Source organism: Paenibacillus sp. GCM10027626, from assembly GCF_042676285.1.
GTDB lineage: Bacteria > Bacillota > Bacilli > Paenibacillales > Paenibacillaceae > Paenibacillus_Z.
The window spans coordinates 288,218-305,995 of the sequence record NZ_JBHTHC010000008.1 but is presented as its reverse complement, the minus strand read 5'-3'; the positions used below and the strand labels follow the sequence as shown (position 1 = coordinate 305,995).

Sequence of the window (17,778 nt, the reverse complement as noted above, 5' to 3'; positions counted from 1 at the left end):
CCGTGAGTCAATTGAAAAGAGAAACAAATGAAGGACAAGCCTTACAACGTCAAAGAGAGCTTCATGAGATTGATCGTGCACCACAGCAGGCTGCAAATCAGCAGGTCAATGACTTTGCGATGGAGCCGGTGCCGCAGCAAAATCGGCGTTCATGGTGGGAAATCACTTTTGTTACTTCCGGTTTTTGCATGGCGGTGTCGGGGATGTTTGCCGGAGCAGCATTAACGGCAGGGCTTTCTTTACAAAATATTATGATTGCTATCCTTGTCGGCAACCTTGTTCTGGCATTGTATGGCGGATTTACCGGAGCGATCGGGGCGAAGACGGGCGTATCGACGACGATGCTGTCCAGGCATGCTTTCGGACGGCACGGCTCGCTGGTCATCAGTATTGTCTGGGCCATTACGTTAATTGGCTGGTTTTCGGTGCAGGCGGGCTTTTTCGGGCAAACCGTCCATTCGATGTACCCGAATGCCGGAGGAATTACAGATGTTCCAGTAGCGGCTGCCTGGGGCGGCGTCTTGATGATTTTTACCGCTTACATCGGTTTTAAAGGAATACGCTTACTGAGCAGTATAGCGATTCCGTTGCTTATTTTGCTTTGTATTGTTGGTGTAGTAATGAGCTTGAATCAGGTTGGAGGTTTTAGCAATCTGCAAGCGACGATTACCAAGCCGATCTCGCTTATGGAAGGCATCGTACTTGTTATCGGAACTTTTGCGGTAGGTGCCGTTATTCAGCCGGATATAGCCCGCTATGCCAAATCGCCCAAGCAATCGTGGACTGCTATTATAGTAGGAATGGTTATTGCCAACGGCTTTATTGTGTTTGCCGGCGCAATCACGGCCATAGCGATGGGCACTGGCGATCTGCCGGCGGTCATGCTGCAGCTGGGGCTTGGCATTCCGGCGCTACTTATTCTAATTGCCGCACAATGGACGAGCAATGACAGCAATCTATACTCGGCATCGCTGGCTTTATCGAATATTTTCCGGATTGCCAAAAGCAAGCTGGTCCTCGTTGTCGGCATTATTGCAACGATTATCGGCGCAGCGGGGATGGCTGATCATTTTGTAAACTTTTTGCTCGCTATTGGGATTGCAGTTCCGCCAGTTGCTGGCGTTCTGATTGCTGATTACTTTTTAGTGCATAAGCAGCGTTATCAATTTGGCAAAGGGACGAAATATGCTTCTGTTGTATGGCCGGCCTTTGTCGCCTGGGCGATTGGCATTGTCGCTGGCGTGTTTATCGACTGGGGAATTGCTTCATTAAATTCGCTAATCGTTGCGCTGCTGGTTCACTGGGGGCTTTATGCGATTGGCAAACGCTTCAACATTCCGGTGACAAGCGGCAGCGTCGAAGAAAAAGCAGACGGATTTTAAACGGCGCTCGGTAACCGCTTACAGATGAGCGAGGCTATTACAAAACTTAAGCGTATGCATTCGAAGTAAGTTTTGTTGCGAAGTTAATCAAGGAGCGCAGCTCCACAAAACTTTAAGCGTTTGCTTCCGAAGCAAGTTTTGTTACGAAGTAAATTCAAAGAAGTATATCCTTCACAAAACTTTTAAGGAGACTGATTATGGCACGTACAATCGGAGTCGAAGAGATGGAATATTTGGCGCTAGGCGCTGCAGTTCTTGGTACAGGCGGAGGCGGGGATCCTTTCATCGGCAAGCTGATGGCTCAAAAGGCCATCGAGGAATGCGGCCCGGTAACGCTGCTCTCACCGGATGAGGTGCCGGAGGATGCGCTGGTCGTTCCGGTAGCGATGATGGGAGCGCCGACAGTCTTTTTTGAGAAGATCCCAAATGGTGATGAGGCGCTGCATTCATTGAGACGTCTTGAGGATCATCTGGGGAAGAAGGCTTTTGCAGTGATGCCGATGGAGTGTGGCGGCTTGAACTCGACGGTTCCTTTTGTCGTCGCAGCACGCGCCGGACTGCCGCTGGTCGATGCCGACGGAATGGGGCGGGCCTTCCCGGAGCTGCAGATGGAGACGTTCAACGTCTACGGCGTGTCTGGAACGCCAATGGTCATTACGGATGAGCGGGGCAACTGGTGCCTGGTCAACACGGTAGATAATGCGATGATGGAGCATATAGCCCGCGGAATTACGGTCAGAATGGGCGGCGTCGGCCATATTGCCGAATACCCAATGACCGGCGAGCAAATGAAAGCTTCCTCGATTCACGGTACGACGACACTTCTTATCGAAATTGGCAAAGCCATTATTCATGCCCGCGAGAATCATGAAAATCCGTTGACAGCGATGTCTCGGGCGTTAACCGAATCGATTTATGGTGCACCGGTCGTATTATTTGAAGGTAAAATTGTGGACGTCGATCGCATGACGGCGGAAGGCTTTACGCGCGGAACTGTGAAGCTGGATGGGGTCGGCAATGACCTCGGCAGCAGTTTCCAGGTTGAATTTCAAAATGAAAACCTGATCGCATACCGCAACAATGAAGTCGTCGCAACGGTTCCGGATCTCATCACATTCCTTGATATGGAGACCTATAAACCGATTACGACAGAGACGCTGCGTTTCGGCTACCGGGTTGTCTGTATTGGCATACCGACACCGCCGATCATGCGGACGGCAGAGGCGCTGGAAATTTGGGGGCCGCGATATTTTGGCTTTGACCTTCCGTTTATTCCAGTGGAACAGCTTGCAGCGAAAGTGCAGAAAGGGTGAGGAATCGATGACGGCAAAACAATATAAAATCGGCATTGACGTTGGCGGAACAAATACAGATGTTGTCATTTTGGATGAAAATAATAAAGTGCTGGCTTCGACGAAATCGGCGACGACCTCTGATGTGCAGGAAGGCATCTTTAACGGGATTCAGACAGTGCTGGAGCAATCAAGGGTTGACCGGTCGCAAATCGCTTATGTATCGCTTGGCACGACGCATGCTACGAATGCGATTATCCGCCGCAAATTGTTGTCTAAGGTAGCTGTCGTCCGCATTTGCTTGCCGGCAGGCAAAGGGGTGCCGCCGCTTATGAACTGGCAGGCGGACTTGGTCGAAGCGATGGGCGCCGAGCCGTACATGATTCACGGCGGTTTCGAATATGACGGGCGTCCGCTTGCCGGCAAAGAGCTTGACCGCGATGAGTGCATGGCTGTACTAGAAAAGATGAAAGCGTCCGGCATTGAATCGATTGCAGTATGCTCGATTTTTTCACCGGTCAACGGCAAACATGAGCAGCAATTTGCAGAATATGCGCGTGAAGTGTTCGGCGAGCAAATTGCCGTTACTGTATCGGCCGAGATTGGCAGCCTTAGTCTCATTGAGCGAGAAAACTCAACGATATTGAATGCCTCGGTCGTCGGTGTGGCGCTGCGGGCAGCCAACGGTTTGACCGAAGCGCTTGCCCGGTTCGGCATTCATTGCAAGGTGTTCTTTGCGCAAAATGACGGAACACTGATGGCGCTGGACTACGCGATCCGCTATCCGATTCTGACGATCGGCTCAGGGCCGACCAACAGCTTGCGCGGTGCCGCTTATTTGTCGGGCTTGAAGGATTGTATTGTAGCCGATATTGGCGGTACATCGACAGATGTCGGCATTATGGTCAACGGTTTCCCGAGGCAATCGGCGGTTGCGGTTGAAGTTGGCGGTGTGCTGACCAACTTCCGCATGCCGGATTTAATCTCGATTGGTCTTGGCGGCGGCAGTATCGTTACCGCCCGCGAGGACGGTACCATTCAAATCGGGCCGGACAGTGTCGGCTATGAAATTACGAAGCGGGCGCTCAGCTTTGGCGGAGATACGCTGACAGCTACAGATATTGCAATCGCGGCAGGAATAGCGACAATTGATTCGCCGCATTGCGATGCAGCGCGCCTGTCGCATCTGGATCCGGAATTTGTCCGGAGGGCAATGGACGAAATTGTGCAAATGGTTGCGGGCGCCTGCGACCGGATCAAAACGTCGACAGATCCACTGCCGGTTGTGCTGGTTGGCGGCGGCAGCATTTTGATGCCGCAGCGGGTAGAAGGTCTCGGAGAAATTATCCGCCCGAACAATTTTGGCTGTGCCAATGCGATCGGCTCGGCAACAGCGGACGCCAGTGGCGAAATAGACGCCTTGTGGGGCCTGGAGAGCATGACGCGCGAGGAAGCGATGAAGCAGGCGAGAGAGCAAGCGATCCAAAAAGCGATTGAGATGGGGGCTGATCCTGAATCAACAGAAATCGTAGACATGGAACTGGTGCCGCTCACCTATCTGCCGGGCAATGTCGTACGTATTAAAGTAAAAGCGGCCGGGCCGCTGCGCTTCGGAGTGAATGAGCATTGCGTATCGCCATAGGGCAAGTATTGCATGAGACGAATACCTTCTCCAGTGAGCGGACTGATGAAGCGGCATTTCGCCGTCAGGAATGGTGCGAAGAAGCAGAGATCGTCCCAGAGCATGACGGCGTGCGCGATTACGTTGGCGGTATGATCGATGAAGCGCGCGCCATTGGCGGAATTACGCTCGTGCCGACACTGGCTGTGTCGGCCGAGCCATCCGGGATCATTACAGCGGCAGCGTGGCGCCGTATCAAGGAAGCGCTACTTGCCAGCTTAAGCAAAATCGATGGCATTGACGGCATTTGTCTGGCTTTGCACGGTGCGGGCATAGCCGAAAACTGCGACGATATCGAGGGCGAGCTGCTGCATGACATAAGAGCGATGTTCGGTCCAAGCATGCCGATCGTTGCCACGCTGGATCTGCATGCAAATGTGACAGCGCTAATGGTAAACAATGCCGACGTGCTGCTGGGGGTCAATTATTATCCTCATTCTGATGAATACGATCGCGGGCGCGAAGCCATTGCAATGCTGCATCATATGTTTTTGGGCAAAATCAAACCATGCATGCATCTGGAGCGTCTGCCGATGATTATGCCTACTTGCACGACCTTGTTCGGGCCGGCTGCGCAGGTGAATGAAGTGTGCTGGGAGTGGGAATCCCGCCCGCATATGCTTGACTGCACCTTTTTTCACGGCTTTCCTTATTCCGACCGGGCGAATACAGCTGTCACAGTCGTGGCAATTGCCAATAACAATCCGGCATTAGCGCAGGAGGCGGCGACAAGCGCTGCCCAAGCGATATGGGACAAGCGCGCAGCATTTGACATTCGCTATTTGTCGCCGGCAGAGGGGATGCGGGCAGCGCTTGCCGCTGCAGAGCATCCGGTCATCATCAATGAGACATCGGATAATCCGGGAGCGGGGGCGCCGGGTGACGGAACTTATTTGCTGCGGGTAATGCTGGCTGCGAACGAGCCGGGCACATGCTTTTGCCATATTTGCGATCCCGAGGTTGTCGAGCAGGCATTCCAGGCGGGGGTAAACGGCTGGATCGATACGGAGCTCGGCGGCAAAACCGATCAGCTGCACGGTACTCCGCTGCAAATAAGGGCGCAGGTAGCTGCACTAACAGACGGTGTATTTGTGCAAACCTCACCGATGTGGAGCGGCAAGCGCGTGGACTTGGGGCGCTCGGCACGGTTGTTGATCGGCAATGTAGATGTCATTGTGACGACGATCAAATCGCAATTGCTGGATGACGAGCTGCTAAAACTCCATCAGATCGACTATCGGAGCTGCCGAGTTGTCGGGATCAAATCAAGTCAGCATTTTCGCGGCTTCTTTCAAGATCGGGTACCGGAAATTATTACTGTAGACAGTCCAGGGATTTCTACGTTCGATTTTTCGATTTTTCCATATGAGCATATTAAGCGCCCGATCTACCCCTTGGATCTCATTGCTTCGCATGAAGTAATAATAGTAGACTAGACATAAGAAGTGGGCAATGTTTCCAAATGGGGGGAGTGGATTCATCATGTCAGAGGCGTTTAACGGACAAAAGCTGCGTACGATTCGCAAGCAGCGCGGATTAACGATGCAGCAATTGGCAGAGACAGCTAATGTGAGCACAGGACAGATAAGCCAAATTGAGCGTGGTCAAGTGATTCCAACATTGGTTTTGTTTTGGAAATTATGCAAAGTATTGGATGTTCCGCTGCATGTATTTTTTGAAGGTGATGATGTTCAAGTGGATGAGCAGATCGTCGTGCGAAAAGACCAGCGCAAACAAATCTTTTTTCCGAATTCTAATGTCGTCTATCATTCGCTGACGCCCCATAACAAAGGTGAGCTGGATTTTCTGCTTATTGAAATTCAGCCTGGCGAGGAGCATGGAAAGGAGCAGCAGGTGTCGCATGCAGGCGAGGAATGCGGCTTTGTTCAGTCCGGAGAGCTCACAGTGTTGCTGGGGGAGAAGCGCTATGTGCTTAAGGAGGGCGACAGCATTTCGTTCCAATCCTCTGTGCCGCATCGCTTTATCAATGAAGGAGCGGAGCCGTCGATCTCAATTTGGGCAATGACACAACCGAGAAAAGCTGATTAAACAGCACAAACAGGAGGAGATTATAGTGTTGATCGGCATCCCGAAGGAATTGAAAAATAATGAAAATCGCGTGGCTATTTCACCTGCCGGTGTAGATGCCTTGACGAGAGCAGGCAATCAGGTTGTTGTGGAGACCGGAGCCGGCGAAGGCAGCGGGTTTACGGATGAGCAGTACCTCGCCTCCGGCGCCTTCATGGAAAGCAATGCTGCACAGCTGTGGGCGCGGGCAGACATGATTATGAAGGTGAAGGAGCCGCTGCCGGAGGAATATCGTTATTTTCGGCAAGGACTTATTTTATTTACTTATCTGCATTTATCGGCCGTTCCTGAATTGGCGCGTCAGCTGAAGGAGCATGGTGTCATTGCGATCGCATATGAAACGGTGCAAAGCGGCGGCCAGTTGCCGCTCCTGACTCCGATGAGCGAGGTTGCAGGGCGGATGGCTGTGCAGATTGGGGCGCAATGCCTTGAGAAGCTCCATCATGGCAAAGGTGTGCTGCTGTCCGGGGTACCGGGCGTGCGCCGCAGCAAGGTGACGATTATTGGCGGCGGAGTTGTCGGCACCAATGCGGCCAAAATTGCGGTCGGTTTGGGGGCTGACGTCACTGTGCTGGATGTAAGCGCGGCCAGACTGCGCGAGCTGGACGATATTTTCGGCAAAGGGATTAATACGCTAATGTCCAACCCATATAATATTGCCGAGGCTGTGGCAGAAGCCGATCTAATCATCGGCGCGGTGCTTATTCCAGGCTCGCGGGCGCCGAAGCTCGTTACAGAGCAAATGGTGCGGGCAATGTCGCCGGGTTCGGTCATCATCGACGTCGCTGTAGACCAGGGTGGTATTTTCGAGACGGTAGACCGCGTCACGACGCACGATGAGCCGACCTACGAAAAATTCGGCATTATCCATTATGCGGTTTCGAATATGCCTGGCATTGTTCCGCGCACCTCGACGATTGCACTGACGAATGTGACGCTCCCTTATGCGCTGCAAATCAGCAGGCTGGGCATTGCAAGAGCGCTCGCTGACAATCCGGCTCTGCGGGCAGGGGTAAACACGGCAGGCGGCCATATAACATGCGAGCCGGTTGCCCGCGATCTCGGCTACAAGTATGTATCCGTTGACAATTGGATGGAAACGATCAGTGCATAAAGGATATCGCGATACATGGGCGGAAATCGATCTGGCGGCTATTCGTCATAATGTACATGAATTTCGCTGCAGAATGGCGGCTAGCTGCCGTTTCATGGCTGTAGTCAAAGCGGATGGCTACGGGCACGGAGCTGTTGAGGCGGCGAAGGCGGCTTTGGACGCAGGCGCCGATTATTTGGGCGTTGCGCTGATCGACGAAGCGCTGGAGCTTAGACGGGCCGGCATCGCGGCGCCGATTCTCGCGCTCGGCTACACACCCCCGCGAGCGGCAGCGATTGCTGTTGAGCACCAAATTACGCTCACAGTTTATTCGGAAGATGTGCTGGACGAGCTTATCCGTTGTAGTGCGGCACAGCAGCGGGAAGCGAAAGTTCATCTGAAGGTAGATACGGGGATGAGCCGGATCGGCACGACAAACATCAAGCAGCTGCTTGCGCTTGCCGAGCGTATTGGCGACTGTCCCCGTATACAGCTGGAAGGGATATTTACACATTTTGCTGAGGCGGATGCGGGGGATTCACCGTTCACAACAGAGCAATTCAGACGTTTCATGGCCGCAGTCGAAACATTGCGCGCGCATGGCATTGAGATTCCGCTCAAGCATTGCTGCAACAGTGCGGCGGCGATTCATTTCCCGGACATGCATCTCGATATGGTTAGGGTAGGGATCTCACTTTACGGTTTATTGCCTTCACGGGCGATGTCGGTTCCTTTTTTGCGCCAGGCGATGCATTTTAAATCATGTATTACGATGGTCAAGGCTGTAGAAGCAGGAGTAACGGTCGGCTATGGCCGCAATTATACTGCAGCGGGCGAAGGCGGACGAATGATTGCAACGATTGCTGCAGGCTACGCCGATGGGCTTTCCCGGTCATTATCCAACCGGGGAAGCGTGCTTGTCCATGGGCAGCGGGCACCGGTTGCCGGCAATGTATGCATGGATCAGACGATGCTGGACGTAACGGGGATCGCAGATGTGAAGACCGGCGATGAAGCAACGATATTCGGCGCCGATGGAGAGCGGTTTATTTCGGTGGATGAGCTGGCAATCGCCATGAATACGATCAATTATGAAGTCGTCTGCTTGATCGGCAAGCGAGTGCCGCGGCTTTACAGAAACGGCTCATAGTCGGCCGAAATTGGGGATAAGCAGGGTTAAAGGCTTATCCTTTTTTGTCGTTTATTGCGTTAAACCGTTGACATGAGATAGCGGTTATGACTACAATCGGAATTAAGATGAACTATAAAATTTGGAAAGGAGACGGCATGAGTTATTTAATTGCATTTTTATTGTCATTTGTTATCGTAATTGCACTCATTCCTCCACTTCGCAAATTAGCGCTCCGCATTGACTTTGTGGACAAGCCGCGAGCAGACAGTGCGCGCAAAATACATAGAGAACCAATACCGCTGACAGCGGGTATCGCCATATTTGTTGCTTTTGCTATCGCTTATCTTCTGTTTGTAAAGGATGAATGGTATCAGATGGCCGCTATATTGGGCGGCGGATTTTTAATCTTATCTATCGGCATCATCGATGACTGGTTCAAAACACACGGCAAGGAATTTCCGGCCCTGCCGAAGTTTCTTGTTCAAATAACGGCAGCGATACTTGTGTATGCTTCGGGCATTGTTTTTGCGGGCTTTGAGAATCCGTTTAATGGCATATACATTGTCTTGCCGGCCTGGTTGTCTTTCTTTTTTACTGTGATGTGGATTTTCGGAGTAACGACGGTCATCAATTTTTCGGATGGCATGGATGGCCTCGCGGGCGGCTTATCGGCGATCTCAGGCATAACGCTGCTTGTTGTCGCGCTTGTAGTCGGCCAGCAAGGGTCGGCTATGATGGCTGTTATTGCCGTTGGGGTATCGATTGGATACTTATTCTTTAATCGTCCGCCTGCCAAAGTATTTATGGGAGATGCAGGTGCAACCTTCCTCGGATTCATTTTGGGGGTTGTTGCACTGGACGGCGCCTTCAAGCAAGCGACAATCCTGTCCTTGTTTATCCCGATTCTGGCACTCGGCGTGCCGATTTTTGACAATATTCGCGTCGTTATTAGCCGGATGCTCAAGGGAGTGCCTGTCTATCGCGCGGATGCTTCGCAAATGCATTACCGATTGCTGGCTACCGGCCTCAAGCCTGTGCAGGTTGTATCCTTTTTATATTTGCTCAATGTATGCTTCGGGCTGTTTTCGATCGTAATTTTGCTCGCAGCTCAATAAATGAATGCTGATGCGCTCCTTATGGGGCGCATATTTTATTTTCCAGTCACAAACACTGAAGGTAGCTTGTTAAATTTAAACCTGGGGAGTGACAGAAAATGAAAAAGCTTATGCTGCTTGCAGTCATTGCCATTATTGCCGGGGCCAGCAGCCCGTCAGCATGGACGGCCGCCAATGGCAGTGAAGAAAGCAGGCGGGTTGCTGTCGTAATCGACGATTTTGGCAACAATATGAACGGCACGGAGGAAATGTTTAATTTACCCATTAAAATAACGGCGGCTGTAATGCCATTTCTGCCGTCAACGAAGCAGGATGCCGAGCTTGCCCACCAAAAAGGGCATGATGTCATCGTCCATATGCCGATGGAGCCCGTCCGCGGCAAAAAAGAATGGCTGGGGCCAGGCGCGCTGCTAAGCACGATGAGTGATGCAGAGGTTCGGCAGCGGGTGGAGGCGGCGATCGATAATGTACCTCATGCCATCGGCATGAACAACCATATGGGCTCGAAAATTACAGCCGATGAGCGGATTATGAGAATTTTGCTGACGGTCATTAGGGAACGCGGCATGTTCTTTTTGGACAGCCGAACAACACCCAAATCCGTCGTGCCGAAAATAGCACGTGAATTGGATGTTCCGGTGCTGCGCAACGATGTGTTTCTCGACGATCAGTATACGATGCAGCATATTGTTAAGCAGGTCGGCAAAATGAACAAACATTTGGAAGCCAATACAACCTGCGTCGTTATTGGCCATGTTGGACCGCCAGGGAAAAAGACGGCAGCAGCATTAAGCAGCGCCATCCCGCGAATCAAAGAAAAAGCAGATTTTGTCCGTTTATCGCAAATGCTGAAAACTGCATCACTGGAGAAGGAGATAGTTCCGCACTCCTGAGGCAATGGCATCTGCTGTTTGCATTTGGTAGTCAGGGTCAGTTAATAATCTGCGTTCTTCGGGATTGCTGATGAATCCCATCTCCACGATAACGGCAGGTGCCTTTACAACATTCAATAAGTAAAAGGGTTTGCCAAGTTTAGGGCGGCGGTTGGCATTTTGCTGCTTGTTTAATGTATCTTGTATGCAATTGGCGAGCAACGCGCTTTGGCCATTTTTTTGGTGAAGTACAAGCGGACCGCGCGTAGCCTTATTTTTTCCCGAATTGACATGCAGGCTAATCACGAGCGCCGTCTCGATTTCTTTTGTTAATTGGGACCGCTGGGAAAGATCGCGATGATGCCTGGAGCGGGTGGGCAGCCAGCGATTATCGTCACTTAAGGCGTAATCGCCGCTGCGGTTAAGTACAGCCCGAAATCCGCTTTTGTTAAGCAAGACATACAGTTTTTTGGCAACCGCCAAATTAATATCCTTTTCGAGCACATTGCCTTCAAAGCTTCCGCCGTCAATCCCGCCATGACCGGCATCAATAATGATGTCCGCACTTGGCAAAGCCCGTTCGTACCGCGGGTCATCTTCGAATGCAGCGGCATCCGGAGCGCATGACATAAAGCTGAGAATGCTTACTAAGCCAAGCATTATAATCTGTTGTAGTCGTTTCATGATATCACATCCTTTCATCTTTATCGTGACTCATCGCTGAGCAACTCATTCATCCCAATGCTGTCAATAATATGATGCCATCAAGGTTTGAACAAGCGCTGGGGAGGGGACAATAGAGTATAAATAAACGGAAGGGATGTTGAATATGGCTAGTCGCGACGAATTGATCAAGTATGTAACAAAGCAGCTTGTTGTGTACATGGAGACGCCACGTCAGGAACGGAAGCGGCAACGGCAAGCAGCCAAAGCGGCAAGGCAGCCTTGGCTGACACATTGGTTCGGAATCGCGCCGCTTGGCATCGCGATTTGGTGGCGGGGAAGGAAGGAGAAGAAAAAAGTAAAGCGGAAGCAGCAGTTCTAATTAAAAAATTTTCCTTGCTTGGTTAAAGCATGCAACGGAATATAACGAATGCCATACGTACTGTCATCCTGAGAGAAAGCGATAAATAAATCTGATGTATCCCAACGGTGATATCCGATGACAAGCCAGATGAATAAGATGCGGCTGTCGAACATTTCGGCGGCAAAACGGATTTGCTGTTTCCGATCAAGCTGGTTTTCCAGTTGCGCTTGGGCTGCCAGCGGTGTTTTGGTTAGCCAAGGAAGGCTGGCAAATAAATCAAACGAATCGTTTAATTTGGCTTTTACAATTTGCCCGGCCTTGATGCTGAGTGTCGAAGTCGCGCTTTGCTGCTTTACTGCAGCCTGCCAGTCCTCGTCGCTGACAGGAAGCACATCGCCTGTCCAGGCATCCATATAATAGATTTGCCCGTCAGGGGCAAGCCATTTCCAAGCGGCCAACAGCGGATGAACGTATAAGCGTTCAAGCTGAAGCGGCTTTTTTATTGCATATTCATAGGAAGGAATAAGATCCTGCTGTACCAAGGACTGGTACAGCGTATTCGCATTAAAGATCGGTTGGCTGCCCGTTCCGTATTCGCCCAGCGAAAAACCGCCGTCTTCTTTCGCATGGACGATCATATAGCCGACATCCTGCTTGTTGTGGCGCAGACTCACAAGCCATCCATGCTGGCCCGGGCCAAGCGGCGTAATGACGGCCTCCGCCTCCTGCCAGCTGTGAAAATCAGGCTGATTGGAAATGGCTTTGATCCACTTGTCAACTTGCGCTTCCAATGCGGTGGCGGGGGCAGGAGGAGAAGGCGCTGCGGCTGTAACGGTAAAATGTGCGGCAGGCTGCAGGACAGCAGCGAAAATAACAGCGAAAAGCAATAATGCAATGCTGAGCGGTATTCGTTTGCGCATCTCGATTCACCTGTGCTTTCTAACGAATTTTGGCGTAACGTCATTGTATCGCTTTGAAGGTAAGAAGGGTGTTGGAACCTGTCGCGCGCATGCGGACAAGCTCCCTTCTAATTTTGCCGTAATGCTGCGAAAGACCGCTAATAAACGGTCTGTCTGTCGTTATCCGATGCCCTGCAAATAGAAAATGCCGCAATTAATGGCGGATAACGTCACCCGCGGCTCGTATTGCCAGCGAATTTCTTCTTGTCGGCGGCCAAATTGATCGGTTATTTCTTGGACGCGCTCCGGTTCGGCTGCCTGGATCATCGGCTCATAATAATGAGCGATCGTTTGCAGCTCCTGCTGCAGCCGGGCGGCAGCTTCATCCGCCCAGCCGTAATCATAAGTTTTCAGCTTCCGTTCAATTGCTTGCTCCGCAATGGATGTAGCTTTCGTAAAGGACAGCCCGTTTTTGGCGGTATGCACATTGGGCGGCAGGCGAGGCGTCATTTTTAATGCCAATAAAGTATCGTTGAACCGCTCTAAACATTGTCCCGTGGCAAGCGAGACCCCGATGGAATGTATTTCCTCACGCTTCATGTCACATGCAAACTCCACCTTAAAGGTAATGCCTAGCCAGGCCGTATATGCAGTAGAGTGCAGCGGATGCGCCTTTTTTTGGTCAGGCTCCTGAAAGAGGCAAACATAGCTGCCAGCCGCTTTGGCGGATTGGAAAAGCTGCTCAAGCTTTTTGGAACCGTAATAGACATCTTCGCGCGGAATGCGCACCGAATGGTTCAATGCCCCATGAACATATCCCAGCGAGCGGCCGAGAGCGGCATTGGCCGCGGCATTCATTTGGCTGGCCTGATCTGGAACAGGCTGCGTTTTGGCCGCTGTTTCCTCATATTTTCGCTTATCGGTTACAAGCAGCATTGACATTGTTTCCGGGTCAGCGCCAGTACGGTCGACAAAGCTCCAGTAAAATGGCCGGTTCGTTAAATCCCGATCCGCCTGAGGAGACAGCTTAACATGAAAGTGACACGGTGACTTTTCTAAAATTTGACAATTGGTCGTCTCTAAATAACGCTGTACGAATTTATGCACCTGCCGTTCATTCATGGCCGCACCTCCACAGTCTGTCCTGTGGCATCCATAAGAGCAGCAAAGCTGTTTCCGCTTCCCGCCTCAGCCTCTACTTCATCGCGAATTTTCGTTAATGAGTTGCCCAGTTCATCCATTTTTTTTCGCAGATCAGAGGAATTGCCCGATTCCAGCATTGCTTTGGCCAGTCGCTGCTCCAGCGATTGCTCATTTTTCTCGAACCGCTCGAGAATATGATCCAGCTCGCCAATGACAAGTTCGAACAAGTTGATTTTTTCGTGCAGCAAATGAACGATATGTTCTTCGATGGTGCCGAGTGTACATAAATTGAAAATTTTCACATCATTTTTTTGTCCAAGCCGGTGAATGCGGCCGATTCGCTGCTCGACGCGCATTGGATTCCACGGAAGGTCAAAGTTAATGATGTTATGGCAAAACTGCAGATTGATACCTTCACCGCCGGCCTCTGTTGCTATCAGCACCTGCGCCCGCCCGCGGAACAGATCCATCATCCAGTCTTTTTTGCCGCGGTTCATGCCGCCGCGGTAAGGGACGGCGACAATATTGTTCGTGCGTAAATATTGCAGCAAATATTCTTGGGTTGCCCGATACTCGGTGAAGACAATGACTTTGTCATTCATTTCTCGAATAAGCTCGATCGTTTTTTTCGCTTTTGTGTTTGCTTGAATGTTGCGGATAAATTCGACAAGCTCCCATATTTTGGCGCGTTTTGGCGAATCCTCCGCTGTTTTTTTGAATAAATTAACGAGTGTCAGAAATACGGCATCGCGGCTCGAGCAAACTTCCCGCTGCAGCGTTACCAGCGACAGCATACTGGCCAGGTCGGCGCCGCCCTGCTCGCTTTCATTGTAGCGCTGGCGGACAAAGGCTGTCACTGCATGATAGAGCGCCTGTTCCTGCTCAGACAGCTCGAGCGGTATATTTTTGACGATGCGCTTCGTAAAGTGGATGCCGCCGTCGCCGCGGCGATTGCGAATCATGACGCCGGACAGCGCCTCCTGCAGCTGATCCTCGTTTTTCGGCAATCGTTTGTCGACGACGAAATTGGCGGCAAATTCGCTCTGTCCGCCAAGCTGCCCGGGCTTGAGCAAAGTAATCAAGTTATACAGCTCGTCCAGATCATTTTGCACAGGCGTCGCAGTAAGCAGCAAGCAATATTTTTTACGGAGCTGGCCGACAAATTGATAATTGGTCGTTTTTTTATTTTTTAGCTTATGGGCTTCGTCAATGATCAGCATGTCGTAATCCTGCGCCAGCAAAATATCGCGGTGCGGATCGCGCTTGGCTGTATCGATGGAAGCGACGACGATATCGTACTGCCATGTATGCTCTTTTTTTTGCGCCACGGCGGCAATGCCGAACTTTTGATTCAATTCGCGTACCCATTGCAGCACAAGTGAAGCCGGAACGAGAATAAGCGCCCGCTTTACTAAACCGCGTACCAAATATTCTTTCAAAACGAGCCCTGCTTCGATCGTTTTGCCAAGGCCGACCTCGTCAGCTAAAATGGCCCGACCGCTCATTTCATGCAGCACCTTGCGGGCTGTGCTGAGCTGATGGGGCATCGGCTCTAGCTCCGGCAGGCTGCGCATGCATTGCAAATCATCGAAGCTGGCGATCAGCTTCGACTGCTCTGCTTCAATCGCGAGCTGATACATCGTCCAGTCGTCCCAGGGGCCATTGCGGTCAAGCCGCTGCTGCAGCTCATGATGCCAGGTGCGATCGATGTGCAGCTCGACACTGCCGCTCAATTTTCTTTTTATAATGGAAGAAGATCCATCTTCCTGTATTCGGTCATTGGTAATATTTGCCATCGTGGAACTCCTTTCCAAGGAAGAGATTGGCTTATTAAGGATAGTATGGCCTTACGGGCGGCAATTCATAAGAGTAGTTGAAAAGAAGTTTGACAGAACTAGTTGTCCGGAATATAATTGCATAGACAACTATTTGAGCGGCGGTGGACATAGTGAGTGATGATGTGAATCAAGCGGGCGGCAGCAAGCTTGCCGAGCTTGAAAGATCTATAGGATTTAATATGGGAGTCACTTATCGTAAGCTTACTTCCTTGTTTCAGCAGCGGTTGAAGGAATTTGGCATTACGCCCGAGCAGTGGTCGGCGCTCTATCAGGTGGAACGGGGCGACGGGCTGATGCAGAAGACGATTGCCGAGCGTACCGGCAAGGACCGGCCGACGACGACCCGTATTTTGGACCATTTGGAAGCGAAAGAACTGATTTACAAGCGTACAGGGGAGCATGACCGGCGTTCTTTTTTTGTATATGCGACCGAGAAGGGCAAGGAGCTGATAGCGTTGACGGTGCCGGTGGAGCAGCAGATGGTGCGGGAGCTGACCCGCTGCATGACGGAGGAGGAATACGAGCTATTGTTAGCATTGCTCAGCCGGATTGACCGGCATATCGACAGTTTGTAGGGGAGAAATGTGAATATGTTTGAGCAGAACCAGTCGGCCAAGCTTTGGACGACTTCCTTTATTTCGTTGACTTTATGTTCCTTATTGTTATTTTTGAATTTGCAAATGCTGCTCTCATCTTTCCCTGCATATGTGAAGGAGGAATTTCAGGCTGGCGACTTAATGGTCAGTCTTGTGACGAGCTTATTTGCATTATCTGCTATAGTGACAAGATTTCTGACGGCAGCCTTAATGCGGAGAATGAGCAGAGGGACGCTGCTGTATGCCGGTCTAATCATTGCCGGCGCTGTGACTTCCGTTTATTTGCTGGCAGACTCGATGGGCTCACTGCTCGTTATGCGTGTCCTTTATGGCATCGGCTTCGGCATGGCCAGTACGATCATTCCGACGCTCGTCTCGCAAATTATTCCCGGCAACCGCATGGGAGAAGGAATCGGCTATTTTGGACTTTCTACCAGTCTGGCGATGTCAATCGGCCCGGTAATCGGGATGAATATTATGAATGAATTCGGATTTGGCCCCTTGACGATAACAGGAGCGATCGTTGTGCTGTTGGCCGTGCCGCTTTTATTTGCCACCAAGTCGATTCCTCCGGAGAAAAAGCCGCCGGCGAAGGTACAGCATACAGGGACTCCAGCCGCTCCAGCCGAGCCAGCGGCAAAGCGCGCTGTTATCTATTCACAACTTATTTTGCCGGCGTTGCTTAATATGATCGTGGCGATCACTTACAGCGGCTTGCTCAGTTTTATCGTGCTGTTTGGCAAAAGTGTGCATCTCGAGCAGGTTGGTCTGTTTTTCCTGTTTAATGTGATTACGATTGTCATTATTCGGCCAATATCCGGCCGGATATTTGATAGCAGGGGACATGGCGCGGTTTTGATTCCGGCAGCTATCAGTATTGTCGCGAGTATGACGATTCTGTCGTTTACGACAACGATGCCGACGCTTATTTTGTCCGCGCTGCTGTATGGACTTGGCTTTGGCGCTATACAGCCGACTCTGCAAGCGTGGATGCTGCGCTCATGCTCGACTGAGCAGCATGGGACTGCGAACGGTATGTATTACAATTCGACCGATCTTGGCGTAGCTGCGGGAGCGATTATTTTAGGGGCAATCTCTTCGGCGACCTCCTATGCTACGATGTATCTGTATTCTGCAGGAGTGATGGTGCTGTTCCTCGCCGCTTATTTGCTGGGGCGCATGCTGGTGGCAAGACAGCAGCAGGCTGCCGGTCAGGTGACGGAGCATTCAGGCGTGTAACCAAGAAGATACGGCTGACGCCGACCTTGGCGCGAGGCAAGTTTCTTCCGTTGAAGTTTTATAGAATTTATCGATGGCACTTATAAATGCTATAAAATCAATAAAAATGGAATCCTCGCTATAGCGGCTTGGATTCCATTTTCCTTTATGTTTATGAAATTGTTTGCGAAGCTTCGCTTCACGGGTTGGTGTCGTTCTTGTAACCGGGTTAATACCGTTCCAGTCCAGCCGCGATATTGCCGGATCGGCTTTACCGCCGCGCACTGCTTGCTGGCGTTTTTTTCTGGCTTCACTTTTGGCCATTATAATACACTCCTTTGATTGTTAAAGATATGATTAATTATATCATAATTCAGCCTTTTCAGTGGTGAAAAAGGACTA

At 51.1% G+C, this 17,778-nt stretch carries 17 protein-coding genes; 12 read left to right on the top strand and 5 right to left on the bottom strand.

The features are described 5' to 3' along the window. The first annotated feature begins 2 nt into the window (after positions 1 to 2). From ACFQ0N_RS17765 to ACFQ0N_RS17725, 9 genes are all read left to right on the top strand, one after another. Positions 3 to 1,382, top strand: a complete 1,380-nt coding sequence (locus tag ACFQ0N_RS17765) for a cytosine permease (protein ID WP_379328498.1) — start codon at positions 3 to 5, stop codon at positions 1,380 to 1,382. Between the two features lie 197 nt (positions 1,383 to 1,579). Then, entirely contained in the window at positions 1,580 to 2,695 is a 1,116-nt protein-coding gene (locus tag ACFQ0N_RS17760; RefSeq protein ID WP_379328496.1) for an S-methyl thiohydantoin desulfurase family protein, read from the top strand. A gap of 7 nt (positions 2,696 to 2,702) precedes the next feature. Then, positions 2,703 to 4,316: an ROK family protein gene (locus ACFQ0N_RS17755; RefSeq protein WP_379328494.1), complete on the top strand. Its 1,614-nt coding sequence runs from the start codon at positions 2,703 to 2,705 to the stop codon at positions 4,314 to 4,316. Next, the gene (locus ACFQ0N_RS17750) at positions 4,301 to 5,791 is read left to right on the top strand and encodes a M81 family metallopeptidase (protein WP_379328492.1); all 1,491 of its coding nucleotides are present in this window, start codon (positions 4,301 to 4,303) and stop codon (positions 5,789 to 5,791) included. Before ACFQ0N_RS17755 ends, ACFQ0N_RS17750 begins: the two co-directional genes overlap by 16 nt. Before the next feature lie 46 nt (positions 5,792 to 5,837). After that, a complete protein-coding gene (locus ACFQ0N_RS17745; protein WP_379328490.1) occupies positions 5,838 to 6,404 on the top strand; it encodes a helix-turn-helix domain-containing protein in 567 nt (188 codons plus the stop codon). A gap of 25 nt (positions 6,405 to 6,429) precedes the next feature. After that, positions 6,430 to 7,557 (top strand): alanine dehydrogenase, encoded by a 1,128-nt coding sequence (gene ald, locus ACFQ0N_RS17740; RefSeq protein ID WP_379328488.1) that lies wholly within the window; start codon positions 6,430 to 6,432, stop codon positions 7,555 to 7,557. Continuing rightward, positions 7,550 to 8,686, top strand: a complete 1,137-nt coding sequence (gene alr / locus ACFQ0N_RS17735; protein ID WP_379328486.1) for an alanine racemase — start codon at positions 7,550 to 7,552, stop codon at positions 8,684 to 8,686. Before ald ends, alr begins: the two co-directional genes overlap by 8 nt. 137 nt (positions 8,687 to 8,823) lie before the next feature. Beyond that, the gene (locus tag ACFQ0N_RS17730; RefSeq protein ID WP_379328637.1) at positions 8,824 to 9,783 is read left to right on the top strand and encodes an MraY family glycosyltransferase; all 960 of its coding nucleotides are present in this window, start codon (positions 8,824 to 8,826) and stop codon (positions 9,781 to 9,783) included. 98 nt (positions 9,784 to 9,881) lie between these two features. After that, positions 9,882 to 10,676, top strand: a complete 795-nt coding sequence (locus tag ACFQ0N_RS17725) for a divergent polysaccharide deacetylase family protein (RefSeq protein ID WP_379328484.1) — start codon at positions 9,882 to 9,884, stop codon at positions 10,674 to 10,676. Here the strand turns inward: ACFQ0N_RS17725 and ACFQ0N_RS17720 are convergent. Continuing rightward, positions 10,644 to 11,339 (bottom strand): N-acetylmuramoyl-L-alanine amidase family protein, encoded by a 696-nt coding sequence (locus ACFQ0N_RS17720; RefSeq protein ID WP_379328482.1) that lies wholly within the window; start codon positions 11,337 to 11,339, stop codon positions 10,644 to 10,646. The genes ACFQ0N_RS17725 and ACFQ0N_RS17720 overlap by 33 nt on opposite strands. 145 nt (positions 11,340 to 11,484) lie before the next feature. Between ACFQ0N_RS17720 and ACFQ0N_RS17715 the strand changes: the two genes are divergently transcribed. Next, on the top strand, positions 11,485 to 11,700 hold the full coding sequence (locus ACFQ0N_RS17715) for a YqzE family protein (RefSeq protein WP_379328480.1): 216 nt from the start codon (positions 11,485 to 11,487) through the stop codon (positions 11,698 to 11,700). On the opposite strand, the gene ACFQ0N_RS17710 is transcribed toward ACFQ0N_RS17715, so the two are convergent. The 3 genes from ACFQ0N_RS17710 to ACFQ0N_RS17700 all read right to left on the bottom strand — a co-directional run bounded on the left by ACFQ0N_RS17710 (position 11,697) and on the right by ACFQ0N_RS17700 (position 15,520). After that, the gene (locus ACFQ0N_RS17710; RefSeq protein WP_379328478.1) at positions 11,697 to 12,602 is read right to left on the bottom strand and encodes a hypothetical protein; all 906 of its coding nucleotides are present in this window, start codon (positions 12,600 to 12,602) and stop codon (positions 11,697 to 11,699) included. The two genes, ACFQ0N_RS17715 and ACFQ0N_RS17710, sit on opposite strands and share 4 nt — an antisense overlap. Positions 12,603 to 12,761: 159 nt before the next feature. Then, on the bottom strand, positions 12,762 to 13,703 hold the full coding sequence (locus tag ACFQ0N_RS17705) for a YqhG family protein (RefSeq protein ID WP_379328476.1): 942 nt from the start codon (positions 13,701 to 13,703) through the stop codon (positions 12,762 to 12,764). Continuing rightward, positions 13,700 to 15,520, bottom strand: coding sequence for a DEAD/DEAH box helicase (locus ACFQ0N_RS17700; protein ID WP_379328474.1), 1,821 nt, complete (start codon positions 15,518 to 15,520; stop codon positions 13,700 to 13,702). The genes ACFQ0N_RS17705 and ACFQ0N_RS17700 overlap by 4 nt, the downstream gene beginning before the upstream one ends. Positions 15,521 to 15,672: 152 nt before the next feature. Between ACFQ0N_RS17700 and ACFQ0N_RS17695 the strand changes: the two genes are divergently transcribed. Next, complete coding sequence (locus ACFQ0N_RS17695) at positions 15,673 to 16,137, top strand: MarR family winged helix-turn-helix transcriptional regulator (protein WP_379328472.1); 465 nt, start codon at positions 15,673 to 15,675, stop codon at positions 16,135 to 16,137. 15 nt (positions 16,138 to 16,152) lie between these two features. Then, on the top strand, positions 16,153 to 17,397 hold the full coding sequence (locus ACFQ0N_RS17690; RefSeq protein ID WP_379328470.1) for an MFS transporter: 1,245 nt from the start codon (positions 16,153 to 16,155) through the stop codon (positions 17,395 to 17,397). On the opposite strand, the gene ACFQ0N_RS17685 is transcribed toward ACFQ0N_RS17690, so the two are convergent. After that, positions 17,386 to 17,700: a hypothetical protein gene (locus tag ACFQ0N_RS17685; RefSeq protein ID WP_379328468.1), complete on the bottom strand. Its 315-nt coding sequence runs from the start codon at positions 17,698 to 17,700 to the stop codon at positions 17,386 to 17,388. The genes ACFQ0N_RS17690 and ACFQ0N_RS17685 overlap by 12 nt on opposite strands. Positions 17,701 to 17,778: the final 78 nt, after the last annotated feature.

Coding starts and splice junctions, on each gene's coding strand:
- ACFQ0N_RS17710 (WP_379328478.1), bottom strand. CDS start 12,602: ATGCGCAAACGAATACCGCTCAGCATTGCATTATTGCTTTTCGCTGTT.
- ACFQ0N_RS17745 (WP_379328490.1), top strand. CDS start 5,838: ATGTCAGAGGCGTTTAACGGACAAAAGCTGCGTACGATTCGCAAGCAG.
- ACFQ0N_RS17760 (WP_379328496.1), top strand. CDS start 1,580: ATGGCACGTACAATCGGAGTCGAAGAGATGGAATATTTGGCGCTAGGC.
- ACFQ0N_RS17730 (WP_379328637.1), top strand. CDS start 8,824: ATGAGTTATTTAATTGCATTTTTATTGTCATTTGTTATCGTAATTGCA.
- ACFQ0N_RS17705 (WP_379328476.1), bottom strand. CDS start 13,703: ATGAATGAACGGCAGGTGCATAAATTCGTACAGCGTTATTTAGAGACG.
- ACFQ0N_RS17725 (WP_379328484.1), top strand. CDS start 9,882: ATGAAAAAGCTTATGCTGCTTGCAGTCATTGCCATTATTGCCGGGGCC.
- ACFQ0N_RS17720 (WP_379328482.1), bottom strand. CDS start 11,339: ATGAAACGACTACAACAGATTATAATGCTTGGCTTAGTAAGCATTCTC.
- ACFQ0N_RS17755 (WP_379328494.1), top strand. CDS start 2,703: ATGACGGCAAAACAATATAAAATCGGCATTGACGTTGGCGGAACAAAT.
- ACFQ0N_RS17700 (WP_379328474.1), bottom strand. CDS start 15,520: ATGGCAAATATTACCAATGACCGAATACAGGAAGATGGATCTTCTTCC.
- ACFQ0N_RS17690 (WP_379328470.1), top strand. CDS start 16,153: ATGTTTGAGCAGAACCAGTCGGCCAAGCTTTGGACGACTTCCTTTATT.
- ACFQ0N_RS17685 (WP_379328468.1), bottom strand. CDS start 17,700: ATGGCCAAAAGTGAAGCCAGAAAAAAACGCCAGCAAGCAGTGCGCGGC.
- ACFQ0N_RS17715 (WP_379328480.1), top strand. CDS start 11,485: ATGGCTAGTCGCGACGAATTGATCAAGTATGTAACAAAGCAGCTTGTT.